The sequence below is a fragment of the Luteococcus sediminum genome, from assembly GCF_054783495.1.
In genome coordinates this window covers 174,726-189,324 of record NZ_BAAGQL010000013.1, presented here as the reverse complement: position 1 = coordinate 189,324, position 14,599 = coordinate 174,726, and the positions used below count along the sequence as shown (strand labels likewise).

Below are 14,599 nucleotides of genomic sequence, written 5' to 3'. Positions count from 1 at the left end.
AGGGGCTGTCTCGACCGGGCACGCCCCCTCAGGCCTCGACGGCGTCCAGTTCCAGGCCGGCGACCTCACCGATCACCGTCACCGCCGGGGGGCGCACGTCCGCGGCCAGGGCGACGATCCCGTCCAGCTGCCCCCGGATGGTGCGCATCCCGGGGGTGCCCGCGCTGGCGACCACCGCAGCCGGCGTCCGGAAATCGAGGCCGCCTGACACCAGTGCCTCGATGATCTCGGGCAGGTACTTCACCCCCATCAGCACCACCAGCGTGGTGCGGGTACGGGCCAGCGCCTGCCAGTCGAGGCTGGAACGCTCGTCACCCGGCGGCACATGGCCGCTGACGACCGTGAAGCCCTGCACCAGGCTGCGGTGGGTCACCGGGATCCCCGCCAGGGCTGGGGCTGCGACGCTGGAGGTGACGCCGGGCACCACGCGCACCGCCACCCCTGCCGCCGCGCAGGCCTGCCACTCCTCGCCGCCCCGGCCGAAGACGAAGTTGTCGCCTCCCTTGAAGCGGACCACGCGGCGTCCGGCCCGGGCGTGCTCGACCAGCAGCTCGTTGATCCGCTCCTGGGGCACGAACTCGCCGCGTGGCAGCTTGCCCACCCAGACCACCTCGCAGGACTCGCTCACCTCGGCCAGGCTGTCCTGGGGAGCCAGGTGGTCGACCAGCACCACATCGGCCTGGCGCAGCGCCGCGAGGCCCGCGACGGTGACCAGCCCCGGATCGCCGGGCCCACCGCCCACCAGGGTGACCGTCCCGGGCTCGAGTGGGGCAAGGGTGCCGGATGGGGCTGAAGACGTCATGGTGCTTCCTCGGTTGGGTTCTGTGCGGATCGTTGCAGCAGTGCGGCCATCTCGTCCAGATGGCGGGGGCGGCCGGGCAGCCCGAGCCGGGCCGCCAGCTCCAGCGGCCAGGGCCGGTGCAGCCGGGCGCGGACCAGCAGTTCGGAATCGTCGAGCAGTTCCGCGACGGGGCCCTGGCGCACCCGGCCGTCGGCCACCACGGCCGCCTCGTCGGCCCAGGCCAGCGCGAGGTCGACGTCGTGCGTGGCCAGCACCACCGTGGCGCCCTCGCCGCGCAGCCTTTCCAGGGCGGCCAGCATCTCGTGGACCCCCGCAGGGTCGAGGCCGGCTGTGGGCTCGTCGAGCAGCAGCACCTGGGGCCGCATCGCCACCGCCCCGGCCGTCGCCACCCGTTTGCGCTCCCCATAGGACAGCTGGTGGGTGGGCCTGGCGGCCAGGTGGGTGACGGCAAGCAGGTCGAGTGCCTCGGCGACGCGGGAGCGCACCTCGGCCTCGGCCAGCCCCAGGTTCATCGGCCCGAAGGAGACGTCCTGGGCCACGTCGGCGCTGAAGAGCTGGTCGTCGGGGTCCTGCAGCACCAGCTGGACCCGGCGGCGGTGCTCCCGCAGGCCCGTGCGATCGTGTCGCAGTGCACGCCCTGCCAGCAGCACTTGCCCCTGGTCGGGGCGGTGCGCTCCCGACAGGCAGCGCAGCAGGGTCGTCTTGCCCGAGCCATTGGCGCCCAGCAGGGCGGTGCGGCTGCCCCGTGGCAGGGTGATGCTGGCGCCGGTGAGGACGGGGTGGTCGTCGAAGCGGGCCGAGACGGACTCGGCCGCCAGCAGCGGTTCGTGCTCAGCCACGGGTCACCAGCCACAGCAGGGCCCACAGGACGGCCAGCAGCACCGCGACGGCGGCGGTGAAGGGGCGGGTCCGGGCTGGTTCGACGGCCAGGGTGGTGAGCGAGTCCTCGTAACCGCGTCCGGCCATCCCGTCCTCCAGTCGACGGGCGTGGTCCCAGGAGCGCACCATCACCTGCCCGATCGTCTCTCCGGTCGTCCTGAGCCGGCGGCGCAGGGGGGCGCAGCCGCCCAGACGGGCCTGCTGCGCCTCGTGCATGGCCTCCACCGTGGCCAGCAGCACCCAGCACAGGCGGTAGACGAGCGAGGCGACCTCGAGCAGCGGGTCGGGCACCCGGCAGCGTCGGGCCCACGTCACCAGGTCCACCATCGGGGTGGTGGTGGCCAGCACCATGAGGGCCAGTGTTCCGGCAATACCATGCCCCAGCAACCCGACGGACTGGGTGAGCGACTCTCGGCTCACCGACACCAGTCCCCACCGCCACAGCACTGTCGTGCTCGTCGGCGGAGCGCCCAGGCCGACCGCCACCGTCACCGCCCCCGACGCGATGAACAGCAGGGGTGCGGCCAGGACCCTGGCCAGTGCGCTCGCCCTGATCCGGGCCGGCCCCAGCAGCAGTGCGAGGCTGGTCAGCGCCACGAGGGGGACCGTCGGCCAGACCGGGCCGACCAGGGCGGTGAGCACCAGCGCCAGGCTGAGCGCCATCTTGGTGCCGACGGGACGACGCCGCCAGGGGCTGGCCCAGGCGGCGTCGTCGATGACGGGGATGTGCATCAGGCAGCCGGCTCCCGGCTGGCCGCGGCGTTCTGGTCCTCCCGGCGCTGCTGGTGGCGTCCGCGCAGGTTGCCGAGCGCGTAGCCGAGCAGACCACCTCCCAGCCCGGCCTGCAGGGCGAACAGGCCCGACTCGACCTCCCCGCTGCCGGGCTCGAAGAGCGGTTCGAACCAAGGGATGACTCCGTTGTCCGCGAGCATCTCGGTGACCACGGAATCGGTGCCGGCGAAGGCCTCCTGGCCGTCGCCAGCCGGACGCGGCGCCAGCGCCATGCTCAGGGCGAAGATGGCCACGACGGCAGCCAGCAGCAGCGGCGTGACCCAGGGCTTGCGGCGGGGGCTCTCAGGCATGCTGCAGCTCCTTCGAGGTGGTGGTCCGGATGCCGAGTCGGGCGAGGTCCTGCGGGGCGACGCGGCCGAGGAAGCCGAAGATGACCACTCCCAGCAGACCCTCCATGACGGCCAGGGGGACCTGGGTGATGGCGAAGACCCCCAGGAACTTGCCCAGGGCACCGGCGATCCCGGAGGACGGGTCCGGGTAGGCCAGGGCCAGCTGCAGTGAGGTGGTGCAGTACGTGGCCATGTCGGCGAAGAACATCGCCATGAAGACGGCGACCGCGGAGCTGGCGCCCAGCTGGCGGGTCAGCAGGAAGGCGCTGTAGCCGACCCAGGGTCCGACGACCGCCATGGAGAAGACATTGGCCCCCAGCGTCGTGATCCCGCCGTGGGCCAGCAGGAGGGCCTGGAAGAGCAGGACGACCGTGCCGAGGAAGGCCATCACCGGCGGACGGAAGAGCACCGCGCCCAGGCCGGTGCCGGTGGGGTGGGAGGAGCTGCCGGAGACCGATGGCAGCTTGATGGCCGACAGGACGAAGGTGAAGGCGCCGGCCGCAGCCAGCAGCATGCGGTTCTCCGGACTCCGGCGACTCTGGGCGATCACGGCGCGGGCGCCGTGGATGACGAAGGGTGCGCTCACCGCATACCAGGCGGCGCACTGCATGGGGGACAGGAATCCCTCGGCGATGTGCATGGGAGGCAACTTTCTCGAGATGACGCGTCTCGGTTGAGTGACTGCCATGACGGGGGAGTTCCTGACTCCCGAGACCTGGGTCTCGGACACAGTGGCGCGACCGTGCCGGCTCGTCCGGCTTCCTCGCACCCGTCACGGGCTGTGTAGTTGTGTGGTCCAGTCTTGCATCTTTCGGGGATCAGTCGGCATCCGGGGGCGTCTCGGCCAGCGCCTCGACGATGCGTCGACGCAGTTCCATCGAGCCGTGGGGGTCACGATTGCCCACCACGCCGACGGTGAAATCCCCGATCCGTGTGGTGGCCGGGGTCCATGCGGTCCCGCGGGAGGCGAGGTCGGCCCGCACACAGAAGATCCGCGCCCGCTGGGCTGCTGCAGAGATGGCCTCGTTGGCCTCGGGATCCGCGGTGGCCACCATGACGTACCAGGCGCCGTCGATGTCCTGGGCCGTGGCGCACCGCTGGTGCCACGCCAGGCGTCCTTGCCGAGCCAGGGCCTCGACGTGCTCGGAGGCCTGCGGAGCGACTACCTCGACCAGGGCGCCGGCCTCGAGGAGGCGGGGGATGCGGCGGCTGGCGACACGGCCGGCGCCCACGACCAGGACCCGGCGGCCGTGCAGGTCCAGCCCGCTCAGGTAGACCGGCTGGCTGCAGTCCGGGGCAGGCGGGCCGTCGTCACTCGTGGTTGGGCTTGTCATTCTCACCTCACTGCCGCTGGCGCTCCCCGTCAGTCTCGCACAAGGCCGCAGGGGTGATAGTTCGGGGTGATCTTCTCCCCGATCCCGTCTCGGATGGGATCGAGCGGTTGAAGCCTGGGTGATAAACCGTAATAGTCGATTGGGTGAAGCGAGTAACCATCAAGGACATCGCGCGCGAGGCGGGGGTCTCGCCGGGAGCCGTCTCCTTCGCCCTCAATGATCGCCCCGGGGTCTCGGAGTCCACGCGGGAGCGCATCAAGCAGGTGGCCGTCGAGCTGGGCTGGACCCGCAGCGCGGCGGCGGCAGCGCTGTCTGGCAAGAGGGTCGGCTCCTTCGGCCTCACCCTGCAGCGCGGCGTCGGGGACGACCATGCCGAGGCCTTCATCATGCGTTTCATGGCCGGCATGCAGCGCGAACTCGACAAGAACCACCTCTCGATCGTGCTGCAGGTGGTGCCCTCGATCGAGGCCGAGGAGCGCACACTGCGCACCTGGTGGGCCGAGCGTCGCGTCGACGGGGTCGTGCTGCTGCGCCCCACCATCGATGACTCCCGCGCCCGGGTCCTCACCGAGATCGGCATGCCCGGGGTCACCATCGGCGGGCCGGTGGCCGAGAAGATCAGCACCGTCGGCGTCGAGGAGGTGGGCACCACACAGTTGTTGGTTGACCACTTCGCCGCGCGCGGCCACCAGCGCACCGCCTATGTGACCGGGCCGCCCGAGCTCCAGTACGTCTCATGGCGGGCCGAGGCCTTCAAGGCGCGGGCACGTCACCACGGCATGATCCCCCAGGTGGTCCACGTCGTCACCGGCGACGAGTTGACCGGCATGGACGCCAGCGAACGGCTGGTCCGCTCCGGCAATGCACCCACCGCCCTGCTCTACGACAACGAGCTGATGACCGTCGGCGGCTTCACCGCCTGCACCGATGCCGGCCTGACGGTGGGCACGGACGTGTGCATCGCCAGCTTCGAGGACTCGCCGGCGCTGCGCATGATGCGCCCCGGAATCAGCGCCCTGCGCCGCCACACCGAGCAGATCGGTGCCTTGGCCGCCCGATCGCTGGTCAACCTGCTGGAGGACGGCGAGCCCACCAGCCAGATCGGGCCCTTCCCCGAGCTCGCCGTGCGCGGCTCCTCCGGCGAGATCCTGGGCTAGCCAGCGAGAGGCCCCCGGGCACGCCAGCCACCGCCCGCAGGGACACGACTGGGGCCGGTCACCACACGGTGACCGGCCCCAGTCGTCGTACTGCGAGTCCTGCAGTGCCTCAGATGGCGAAGTACAGGTCGAACTCGTAGGGGTGCACCCGCTGGCGCAGCTCGTCGATCTCGGCGCGCTTGATGTCGACCCAGGTCTCGATCAGGTCGGTGGTGAACACGTCACCCTGCAGCATGCCGGCGAACCCTAGCCATGTGTTGGCCGGCCAGCGCAGGAACACCACGACATCAGCGGCTTGGTCGAGTCCCCCCTCGCCCGGAGGCCAGCCATCGGTTGACGCTGCTCACCCCCCCTGTACTGTCACCAACACACCGCGTCCGCCGTGTTTTCCAACCAGGGAAGGGAATACCATGAATCTGAAGAGGGGTCTGGCGCGAGCCGTCATCGTCGCGCTCTCAATGGGGGCCACTGCGGTTGGTCCCGCAGCAGCAGTCACCGTATCGGGTGACTGCAACTGGCTCGGCCGCAACTGCAAGTCCTTTTGGGATCATGGCGTGGCAGGAACTTCGGTGTGGTCGAACTACAAACACCATAGCGTGAACCATGGCTCGTCCACGGCAGGAAATACAAAGGCTGGGGTTCACAGGACTCACCAGTCCAAGTGCATGGGCCCCTCGACCGAGACGTGGGCGAAGTCGTCCTTGGCGGACGTGACGAGTGCAAGGGAGTCGTTCTACCGAAAGTGTTGACTCGGATGGGGGGCGCGCCTTGCAGCACGCCACTGGTGTCGATCCTCGGGCTCGATGTGCAGAATGACTGCGGGGGTCACCGCAATGTGTATGGGTGACCCCCGTAGCAGAGTGATAATTGAACCCTTTCCATTGAGCCGGTTCCCTCAGTGATGAGACCCCGTGGCGGCCCAGTGGGGATCTCCTGGAAAAGGTTGGGATGAGACGGTTTACTGCGGTCCTGTCGGCGCTGATCGCCATCTACTTGGCGTGCGCCGTCGTGTGGAATGCCAGCCGCGACCCTCTCCTTGGAGTGGATGTCACGACATGGAACGCCGCTGCCCGACCCCCCGAGCTGGTGGGTACTTCCTATCCGCTCGAAGAGATGCGGCACTGGGCTGCTGCCTACGATGTGGATGTCGTGGTGGCTGGCAGCCCCTCCGCGGACATGCAGGGCGTGGTGGCGGGCGTTCCAGCTCGCCAAGGTTCAGAATTCTCCAAGTGGACAGTGCAGGGTTATCCCTGCCTGCGCAATCCCTGCCAGATGCGTGCAGTCGATCTGGAGCAGCATCCCACGATCATCGAGAAATTCGAGCCGGGTGTGGCCTATTTGGCCTTCATGGGAGATCGCTCATTGGAAGCGGGGCAGGCAGCCCAGAAGTACTTCCTCCAAAAAAACTGGGCCATCGAGCTTGAGGCCGGGAACGACTTCTCCTTCTGGCGGGGGCGGGCCCTGGCACTGGGAAGTCGCACGATGGTCGCTGCGGCACTCCTGGTCTTCCTGTTGGCTGGAGGGGCCACCCTGCGAAGCGGACGCCGGGCCGGACTTCAGGTGCTGCACGGGCAGAGTCGGCCTCTCATCGCCATGAACCAGTGTCTGGCATGGTCTGGGTCGATCGTGGGGCTGGGAATCGGCTTGGTCCTGGCAGCCTCGGGGGTGGCAGCAACCCAAATCCCTCCACTGTTCGTGATTCCGGGAACCTTGCTGGCGCTCGTCTTCATCCTCGGTTTGGTCATTGTGTGCGTGACGGCGATCAGTGCATCGCAGTTTCTGTTGAGTCGGTTGACGGTCCTCGAGGCCGTCAAGGGACGTACCGTGTCAGTCCTTGCCATCCCCGTGGTCTACGTGATTCGGGGGATCAGCGTGATCATGTGCGTTGGCATCGTGACGACGTTGTCAGTGAGTGTGGCTCAACGCCGAGAATTGAGCGCCGTCCTTTCTGATCCGGGGCCCTTGGTCGCGGCAAGCCGCTATGGAGTCAACGCAGGGGCATCGGACAATCCGCAGATCGCGAATACCATCGGATCACAGATTCAACCGCTATACCAAGACGGATCGTTGCTGATGGCCAATGTGACGCCGATGTTCTTCGTCAGCAGTGACGCAGGATCTCCATTGGACGTGAGTACGGAGGGAGTTCGTTATCTTTTGGAAGCAAGTCCGGCACTCCTGCGCGTCTCCAAGATCATGCTGGAAGACGGGCGGCTCTTGGATCCTGACAAGGATTTGAACCCCCGGGCCATGACCGTCCTGGTCCCGAAGGGCCTACCCAGCAAGTCACGCAGAGATGTCGAAGAATACGCTGCGACCGTCTTTGCAGCAGGGAACCTGGGCACGGTGCCCGGTTGGGACACACAGCGTGTCCCAGTGGATGTGGTCGAAGTCCCGAGCGGTCAGGTCCTCATGGGGCGCGATGGCGCCGGCTTGCGCAGGGCAGTCTCGCCGGTGGTGCTCGTCTATCCGCGTGCCCTCGTGCCAGGACCGGACTTCGCGCTGACCGGGGATGGTTTGCTCTTTCGGGATCAGGACGTCCGACGCACCTTGGACCGGGCCCCAGCGCTGCGATCATCTGTATCTGATGTCGCTACCCTGGTTTACGACACACGGCGCACCGACAAGGAGATCGCCTCGTCGATGGCCGCCGCCCAAGTGGAGTTCTTCGGCTTCCTGGCGATCCTGGTCATCAGTACGTTGGCGGCCACGGCGATGTACTGCAGTCAGTATTCGCGCAGGATCTTCGTTCGGGCCGTCGCGGGGGCGGGGCTGGTCGCGATGGCTCCTCTGCTCGTCACCCTTGACATCTGCAGCGGCCTAGGAATCCTCTGGCTTTCGCGCCCCCGGTCCGCGACGCTTGGCCAGTTGAATGTCTACGGTACTCACGCCGTATCCGTGCCGTGGCTGATCTTCACCTCGACGGTGGTGGTGCTTGCTCTGCTGGCGGCCTTGGAGTTCACGCTTCTCCGCCGCAATGTCCTTGAAATTCTCCGAACCGGAGGGCGGTGATCGTCCATGACCAATCATGGTGGATGCAGTGCTGGCAAAGCCAAAGGAAACCAATGCTCGAGATAGTCAACTGTTCGAAAACATTTGGGTCGCGAACCCTCTGGGCTGCTGTGAACTGGACGGTCCAGCCAGGGCAGATGGCTGCTCTCATGGGCCCCAGCGGCTCAGGCAAGAGCACCCTGTTGAACTGCATCGGAACCCTTGACAACGTGAGTGCGGGATCCATCAGTTGGAAGGGTCAGCCGATCTCGGGGATCAAGGAGCGGGCCAAAAGGAGTCTAAGACGTCGGGAGCTGGGCTATCTCTTCCAGGACTACGGGCTGGTTGAATCCGAGACAGTCAATCGGAACATCTCCTATGGGACTGGAAGGATCTGGTTCTGGCAGCGAGATTCCTACACCAGTGAGCTGGAAGCGGTCGGGCTGGCCGGGCGAGGCTCGGAGCCCGTACACGTCTTGAGCGGCGGTGAGCAGCAACGAGTCGCAGTGGCTCGACTGATGAACAAGAAGCCCACGTTGGTGCTCGCCGATGAGCCGACTGGATCGCTGGATGATGCCAATGCGGTTCGTGTCCTCGACTTGCTGCGCACCTTGGCCGACGACGGCGCTGCCGTCGTGATCGCAACGCACAGCGCAATGGTCCATGATGTCTGCACGACATGCCTCCACCTCGAATCCTTGCCAGGCGAGGAGTCCTGTCCAGTAGTTTCTGATCGTCTTCTGGGAAAGGTTCATGATGAGTGATTTTTGGATGCGCGCCGCCATGGAGGCAGTGGTGCTGTTCTGTGTCGCGGCGGCGGCTGCCGGTCTTTCCTACCTCCTGTTGAGGGGCTGGCTGAACAGCCGGGCAGGCCGCAGCGTCGCATCGTCGGTCCTAAATGGCGCCCTGGTGGGATTTGTGCTCGGAGAAGTCTGGACGCAGTTCGCCTCGAGTTACCGATACCAGCCGTTGACCTTCGTCGTGACGTGCGCCGCGGCCGCTGTCACCGTGGGAGCACAGGCATTGCAGGCCCGCCGAATCGGCTGAGCGGGGCCCGAGCGCTGCGTGGCGGATGATCCGTCTCGGACAGGGACCCAACAACGCAACGAGCCGCCATCACGTGGGTGATGGCGGCTCGTGCCCGTGATGGCGTCGCGGATCAGATGGCGAAGTACAGGTCGAACTCGTAGGGGTGGACCCGCTGGCGGATCTCGTCGATGTCGGCGCGCTTGATCTGGATCCAGGTCTCGATCAGGTCCGGGGTGAACACGTCGCCCTGCAGCAGGTACTCGTGGTCATCCTCCAGGTTCTTCAGGGCCTCCTCCAACGAGGCGGGCACCTGGGCGACCTGGGCGTGCTCCTCGGGCGGCAGCTCGTAGAGGTCCTTGTCGATCGGCTCCGGCGGCTCGATCCGGTTCTGGATGCCGTCCAGGCCGGCCATCAGCATGGCGGAGAAGGCCAGGTAGGGGTTGGCCGACGGGTCGGGGCAGCGGAACTCCACGCGCTTGGCCTTGGCATTGCTGCCGGTCAACGGAATGCGCATGCAGGCCGAGCGGTTGCGGGCCGAGTAGACCAGGTTCACCGGCGCCTCGAAGCCCGGCACCAGCCGGTGGTAGGAGTTCGTCGACGGGTTGGTGAAGGCCAGCAGCGACGGGGCGTGCTTCAGGATGCCACCGATGTACCAGCGGGCCAGATCGGAGAGCTGGCCGTAGCCGTTCTCGTCGTAGAACAGGTTGGTGCCGTCATTCCACAGCGAGCTGTGCACGTGCATGCCGGAACCGTTGTCACCGAAGATCGGCTTGGGCATGAAGGTGGCGGTCTTGCCATTCACCCAGGCGGTGTTCTTCACCAGGTACTTGAACAGCATCACCTTGTCCGCGCTGGCGGTCAGGGTGTCGAAGCGCCAGTTGATCTCGGCCTGGCCACCGGTGCCGACCTCGGAGTGGGCGCGCTCGGTCTGCATGCCCAGCTTCTCCATGTGGGCAACGATCTCGTCGCGCAGCTCGCAGAAGTGGTCGACGGGGGAGACCGGGAAGTATCCGCCCTTCAGCTTGACCTTGTAGCCGCGGTTGCCACCCTCCTCGACCCGCCCGGTGTTCCAGGCGCCGGCCTCGGAGTCGATCTCGTAGAAGGAGCCATTGGTCTTGGTCTGGAAGCGGACGTCGTCGAAGACGTAGAACTCGGCCTCGGGAGCGAAGAAGACCGTGTCACCCAGGCCGGTGGAGGCGAAGTAGGACTCGGCCTTCTTGGCGATGTTGCGGGGGTCCCGGGAGAAGGGCTCCTTGGTGATCGGGTCGTGCACGAAGAAGTTCACCACCAGGGTCTTCGACACCCGGAAAGGGTCGATGAAGGCGGTGGTCGGATCGGGCATCAGCGCCATGTCCGACTCGTGGATCCGCGTGAATCCCGTGATCGATGAACCGTCGAAGGCCAGGCCGTCCTCGAAGACCTCGGGGCCGAAGGCGGCAGCAGGCACGGTGAAGTGCTGCATCACGCCCGGCAGGTCGCAGAAGCGGACGTCGACCGTCTCGATGCCCTCGTCCTTGATGTAGGCCAACAGGTCGTCGGGACCTTGGAACATGATTTCCTCCGTGCAGGTGGGTGTACTCGTCCTTCCCGGTGCTCGACCGGGCCATGCGCAGAAGCCTAGCGACCGGCCATTGCCCGGGGGTTCCGGTCACGTAACAGCGGTGTTACACCGGCCCGCTGCCGCGCCGACTAGGCTTGGGAGCCATGAGCCAGCCCGCACCTTCCGTCGACGGACATCCCGGCCAGTCCCTTGGCCTGCCCCCGACCGGTCGTGGCTCCCTGGCCACCTGGAGCCACCGGCTGGCCGCCCTGGTGATCGACTGGGCAGCCTGCATGATCATCACCCGGCTGCTCTTCGGCGATGCGGTGCTCTTCGGCTTCGACTGGCGACGCTTCATGCCGATCACCCTCTACTTCCTGCAGAAGACGGTGCTCACCGCACTCACCTCGGGTTCCTTCGGACAGCTGATCTGCCGCATCGCCGTCGTGCGGCTCGACCACCAGCCGATCGGCTGGGCGCGCTCGGCTGCCCGGGCCGCCATGAAGGTGGTCCTGGTTCCCGCCCTGGTGATCGGGGCTGAGCGGCGCGGCCTCGACGACCTCGCCCTGGGCACCGTCGTGGTGAACCGCCGCTGACCCACATCCCCCAAGGACCCCATTCCCGTCACCCAGGAGCCAGCGTGTTCGTCGTCATCGTCGCCCGGGGGATCCCCAGCCCCCGCACCCCCCTGTGGGGGATCTTCGAGCTCGACCAGGCCAGGGCGCTGCGCGCCGCGGGGCACCGGGTGGCCATCGCCGCCCTCGACGTGCGCTCGGTGCGTCGGATCAGGCCTTTCGGGGTGCGCCACCAGGTGGTGGGTGGCATCGACGTGCACACCGTCAGCATCCCGCTGGGTCGCGTGCCCGACGTGGTCGACCAGGCGGTGCTGGACCGGGCCCTCGACCTGGCCCTGGGGCGCATCATCTCCCGCCACGGCCGCCCCGACGTGGTGCACGCCCACTTCACCAAGTACGCGCTGGCCGCGGGCAGGTCCACCCGTCGTGAGGACTTCGCCCTGGTGGCCACCGAGCACAACTCGAAGTTCCACCCCGACCACATCCCGCCGGTGCTGCGCCGCAAGGCGTGGGAGGCCTACCGCCGCGCCGATGCGGTGGTCGCGGTCTCGCAGGCGCTGGCCGACGTGCTGGTGGACAACTTCCACCGGCCGGTGAAGGTGGTGCCCAACATCGTCGATGTCGACACCTTCACCACCGTGCCGCCGCGTACGCATCAGGGCATCCGCCTGGTCAGCGTGGGCAACCTGTTGCCGCGCAAGCGGATGGCCCTGCTGGTGGAGGGCTTCGCCCGTGCCTTCGCCGAGCGTGCGGAGGTGACGCTCGACATCATGGGTGAGGGTGCCGAACGGGCCGAGCTCGAGGCCGCCATCGCCCGGCACGGACTGCAGCAGCGGGTGCGGCTGCTCGGTCAGCGCACCCGCGCCGAGATGGCCCAGGAGTTCGCCGCGGCCGACGGCTTCTGCATGCTGAGCGAGTGGGAGACCTTCGGCGTGGTCTACATCGAGGCGATGGCCTCCGGCCTCCCGGTGCTGGCGGCGCAGGGCTCCGGCGGACCGGAGGGATTCATCCACGAAGGGGTCGGCATGCTCGCCGAGGCCAGCGACGTGGATGCCCTGGCCTCCTCGCTGCGCAGCTTCGTGGGGCACTTCCGTGACTGGGACCGGGACATGGTCCGCGCCGACGCCGTCGCGAACTTCGCGCCGGCCCGGATCGCGGAGCAGCTCGGAGAGGTCTACGCCGAGGCCACCAGTCGCTGAGGTGACTCCGGCCGGCTTGTCCGAGCTGCCCGGGATCGTCCTGGTTGGTCAGCCGGTCACTCGGTCACCTCGAAGGTGAGCTTCTCGGTCGAGACACGGCCGTGCGCATCGGTGGCCCGCACGGTGGCGGTGTGCCTGCCCACCTCGAGGTCCGTGGGCAGCCCTTGGCGCCACAGGTGCATCGACCGGTCGGCCACCGAGCCGCCGTGGAGCAGCTGCTGCTGGGCGGCAGCCGGATCGGAGTACTCAGCGCCGACGTACTGGCCCTCGCCGGTCATCGGCTGGGTGCGGGTCGCCTTCTGGGCGCGCTTGCCGTCGATGCTGACCGTGACCGTGGAGCCAGTGGAGCCCATGAAGAAGTTGGTGGTCAGCCAGGTGCCCGACAGGTCGGCCTTCGAGACCTTCAGTGGATCGGCCAGCGCCGCGGCATTGCCTGCCTTCGGCTTGCCCTTGGCAGGCATGCTCTTGCGGAACCACTCGCGGTAGGCCGGTGTGTTCAGCCCCAGCGCCATCTGGTCGGTGCCATTGTCGCCGCGCACGGTGAAGCGCTCGGTGAAGCGGTTGCCCCGGATGTCGAGGGTCACCACGCCAGGAAGGCCGCCATCGCGCTGGACGGCCATCGGGTAGCCCTGCTCCAGCATCTGGCCGGTGTACCAGTCGCCGGAGATGGCGCCGGAGGTGATGTGCTGGAAGGGCAGACCGGAGACACTGAAGATGTCCTCCCAACCGGCCATCGAGTCACCCTTGCGCATGTTCTCGATGCTGTGGGTGTGACCCGCGACGGCCACCGCCTTGCGGCCCTTCAGCACCTTGTAGACCTGCTTCACCTCGTCGATCTGGTGCTGTTCGCTGCCCTGGTCGGCGTAGGTGAGCAGCGGGATGTGGCCGGCGACGACGATGAGCTTGTCCTTCGGCACAGTGGCGAGGTCGCGACGCAGCCACTCCAGCTGCTCCTTGCCTAAGGCACCGTTGTAGTTGCGGCCCACGGCGGGGTACTGGACGGTGTCGAGTGAGACGACGTGCACGCGGCCCACGTCGTAGGAATGGTGGGTGGGGCCGAAGTTGGCGCGGTAGGTGTCGTAGGCATGGGCGCGGGTCTTCGCGTCGTAGTCCAGGTCGTGGTTGCCGGGCAGGAAGCGCGCCGGGCCGTTCAGCTTGGCGGTGAGCTGGCGGATGCCGGGGTAGAGGCTCAGGTCGTCGCCGACGATGTCACCGATGAACAGGGCGCCGCAGGCCTTGTAGTCCTCGCGCTTGTTGAGGTCGGCGAAGGCACCCCTGGCCGCGTACTCGGCCTCCTTCTTCTTGTAGGTCTGGATGTCGCCGCCGATCAGGCAATGCTGCTCGCTGGCGGCGGTGGCCTTGCTCTGGACCATGCCGAAGTTGACGGCCTCGGGCAGGGGGCCGGTGGGCGCGATGCCGCCGTACTTCAACTTGGGCGAACCGGCGGGCATGTGGTTGTAGAAGAACTGCGCCACGTTCGCCTCGTCGACCGGCACCTGGTGGCCGGCGGGCTGGGTGACGAAGACGGTGCTGTTGTCGTCGACGCGCAGGGTGTAGTTGCCATTGCGGTCGGTCCTGACCACCTGGTGGCCGTTGGACACCGAGACCTTGGCCAAGCCCTTCTCGCCCGGGTCCTTGACCGAGTCACGGTCGGCATCGACGAAGACGGTGCCGTGCAGGACGCGGGCCTTGGGATCCTTGCCGGGCACCACCTGCACCTGGCCGCGGTAGGTCTCGGCGTCCTGCTGCACGGCGGTGGCTGCGGGAGCGGTGGTCAGGAGGCTGGCTCCGAGGGCGAGCGAGCTGAGGCCAGCGACCACGGTGGCGCGCGACTTGGCAGAGGTGATGGGGAACACGGTGATTCCTTCCTGGTGGGGGGGTGGTGCCCGATGCGGGCACGCCCTCCACGCTAGGAAGCCGGGGTGGCGGCCGAGTGGCCAACAGACCACCACTTGGGGAATGCTTTTCAACC

At 67.6% G+C, this 14,599-nt stretch carries 14 protein-coding genes and 1 pseudogene; 6 read left to right on the top strand and 9 right to left on the bottom strand.

From position 1 onward, the window contains the following. Window positions 1-28 precede the first annotated feature (28 nt). The 6 genes from cobA to ACYVKA_RS07670 form a co-directional block, all read right to left on the bottom strand. On the bottom strand, window positions 29-802 hold the full coding sequence (gene cobA, locus ACYVKA_RS07695; protein WP_460704312.1) for a uroporphyrinogen-III C-methyltransferase: 774 nt from the start codon (window positions 800-802) through the stop codon (window positions 29-31). Continuing rightward, window positions 799-1,641, bottom strand: a complete 843-nt coding sequence (locus ACYVKA_RS07690; RefSeq protein ID WP_460704310.1) for an energy-coupling factor ABC transporter ATP-binding protein — start codon at window positions 1,639-1,641, stop codon at window positions 799-801. The genes cobA and ACYVKA_RS07690 overlap by 4 nt, the downstream gene beginning before the upstream one ends. Next, window positions 1,634-2,413: a cobalt ECF transporter T component CbiQ gene (gene cbiQ / locus ACYVKA_RS07685; RefSeq protein ID WP_460704308.1), complete on the bottom strand. Its 780-nt coding sequence runs from the start codon at window positions 2,411-2,413 to the stop codon at window positions 1,634-1,636. Before cbiQ ends, ACYVKA_RS07690 begins: the two co-directional genes overlap by 8 nt. Continuing rightward, complete coding sequence (locus ACYVKA_RS07680) at window positions 2,413-2,763, bottom strand: energy-coupling factor ABC transporter substrate-binding protein (RefSeq protein WP_460704306.1); 351 nt, start codon at window positions 2,761-2,763, stop codon at window positions 2,413-2,415. Before ACYVKA_RS07680 ends, cbiQ begins: the two co-directional genes overlap by 1 nt. After that, window positions 2,756-3,442 (bottom strand): energy-coupling factor ABC transporter permease, encoded by a 687-nt coding sequence (locus ACYVKA_RS07675; protein ID WP_460704304.1) that lies wholly within the window; start codon window positions 3,440-3,442, stop codon window positions 2,756-2,758. Before ACYVKA_RS07675 ends, ACYVKA_RS07680 begins: the two co-directional genes overlap by 8 nt. 178 nt (window positions 3,443-3,620) lie before the next feature. Beyond that, window positions 3,621-4,136 (bottom strand): precorrin-2 dehydrogenase/sirohydrochlorin ferrochelatase family protein, encoded by a 516-nt coding sequence (locus ACYVKA_RS07670; RefSeq protein WP_394277605.1) that lies wholly within the window; start codon window positions 4,134-4,136, stop codon window positions 3,621-3,623. Between the two features lie 143 nt (window positions 4,137-4,279). Between ACYVKA_RS07670 and ACYVKA_RS07665 the strand changes: the two genes are divergently transcribed. Continuing rightward, the gene (locus ACYVKA_RS07665; RefSeq protein ID WP_460704302.1) at window positions 4,280-5,293 is read left to right on the top strand and encodes a LacI family DNA-binding transcriptional regulator; all 1,014 of its coding nucleotides are present in this window, start codon (window positions 4,280-4,282) and stop codon (window positions 5,291-5,293) included. A gap of 109 nt (window positions 5,294-5,402) precedes the next feature. Here the strand turns inward: ACYVKA_RS07665 and ACYVKA_RS07660 are convergent. Beyond that, window positions 5,403-5,528: pseudogene (locus ACYVKA_RS07660) on the bottom strand (hypothetical protein); the annotation flags it as partial. 713 nt (window positions 5,529-6,241) lie between these two features. On the opposite strand from ACYVKA_RS07660, the gene ACYVKA_RS07655 reads away from it, so the two are divergent. The 3 genes from ACYVKA_RS07655 to ACYVKA_RS07645 are packed head-to-tail and all read left to right on the top strand — an operon-like array spanning window position 6,242 to window position 9,331. After that, window positions 6,242-8,305 carry a hypothetical protein gene (locus ACYVKA_RS07655; RefSeq protein ID WP_394277603.1) on the top strand — a complete coding sequence of 688 codons (2,064 nt, stop codon included), beginning with the start codon at window positions 6,242-6,244 and terminating at the stop codon, window positions 8,303-8,305. A gap of 53 nt (window positions 8,306-8,358) precedes the next feature. Next, window positions 8,359-9,048 (top strand): ABC transporter ATP-binding protein, encoded by a 690-nt coding sequence (locus ACYVKA_RS07650; RefSeq protein ID WP_394277602.1) that lies wholly within the window; start codon window positions 8,359-8,361, stop codon window positions 9,046-9,048. Continuing rightward, entirely contained in the window at window positions 9,038-9,331 is a 294-nt protein-coding gene (locus ACYVKA_RS07645; RefSeq protein ID WP_460704301.1) for a hypothetical protein, read from the top strand. The genes ACYVKA_RS07650 and ACYVKA_RS07645 overlap by 11 nt, the downstream gene beginning before the upstream one ends. A 112-nt stretch (window positions 9,332-9,443) precedes the next feature. Here the strand turns inward: ACYVKA_RS07645 and glnA are convergent, their stop codons facing one another. Further along, window positions 9,444-10,865 (bottom strand): type I glutamate--ammonia ligase, encoded by a 1,422-nt coding sequence (gene glnA / locus ACYVKA_RS07640; RefSeq protein ID WP_460704299.1) that lies wholly within the window; start codon window positions 10,863-10,865, stop codon window positions 9,444-9,446. A 152-nt stretch (window positions 10,866-11,017) separates the two neighbouring features. Between glnA and ACYVKA_RS07635 the strand changes: the two genes are divergently transcribed. Together ACYVKA_RS07635 and ACYVKA_RS07630 are read left to right on the top strand one after the other, a co-directional pair. Further along, window positions 11,018-11,449, top strand: coding sequence for an RDD family protein (locus ACYVKA_RS07635; protein ID WP_460704297.1), 432 nt, complete (start codon window positions 11,018-11,020; stop codon window positions 11,447-11,449). A 44-nt stretch (window positions 11,450-11,493) separates the two neighbouring features. Next, the gene (locus ACYVKA_RS07630) at window positions 11,494-12,627 is read left to right on the top strand and encodes a glycosyltransferase (RefSeq protein WP_394277598.1); all 1,134 of its coding nucleotides are present in this window, start codon (window positions 11,494-11,496) and stop codon (window positions 12,625-12,627) included. A 56-nt stretch (window positions 12,628-12,683) separates the two neighbouring features. On the opposite strand, the gene ACYVKA_RS07625 is transcribed toward ACYVKA_RS07630, so the two are convergent. Next, window positions 12,684-14,483 carry a calcineurin-like phosphoesterase C-terminal domain-containing protein gene (locus tag ACYVKA_RS07625; protein ID WP_460704295.1) on the bottom strand — a complete coding sequence of 600 codons (1,800 nt, stop codon included), beginning with the start codon at window positions 14,481-14,483 and terminating at the stop codon, window positions 12,684-12,686. Window positions 14,484-14,599: the final 116 nt, after the last annotated feature.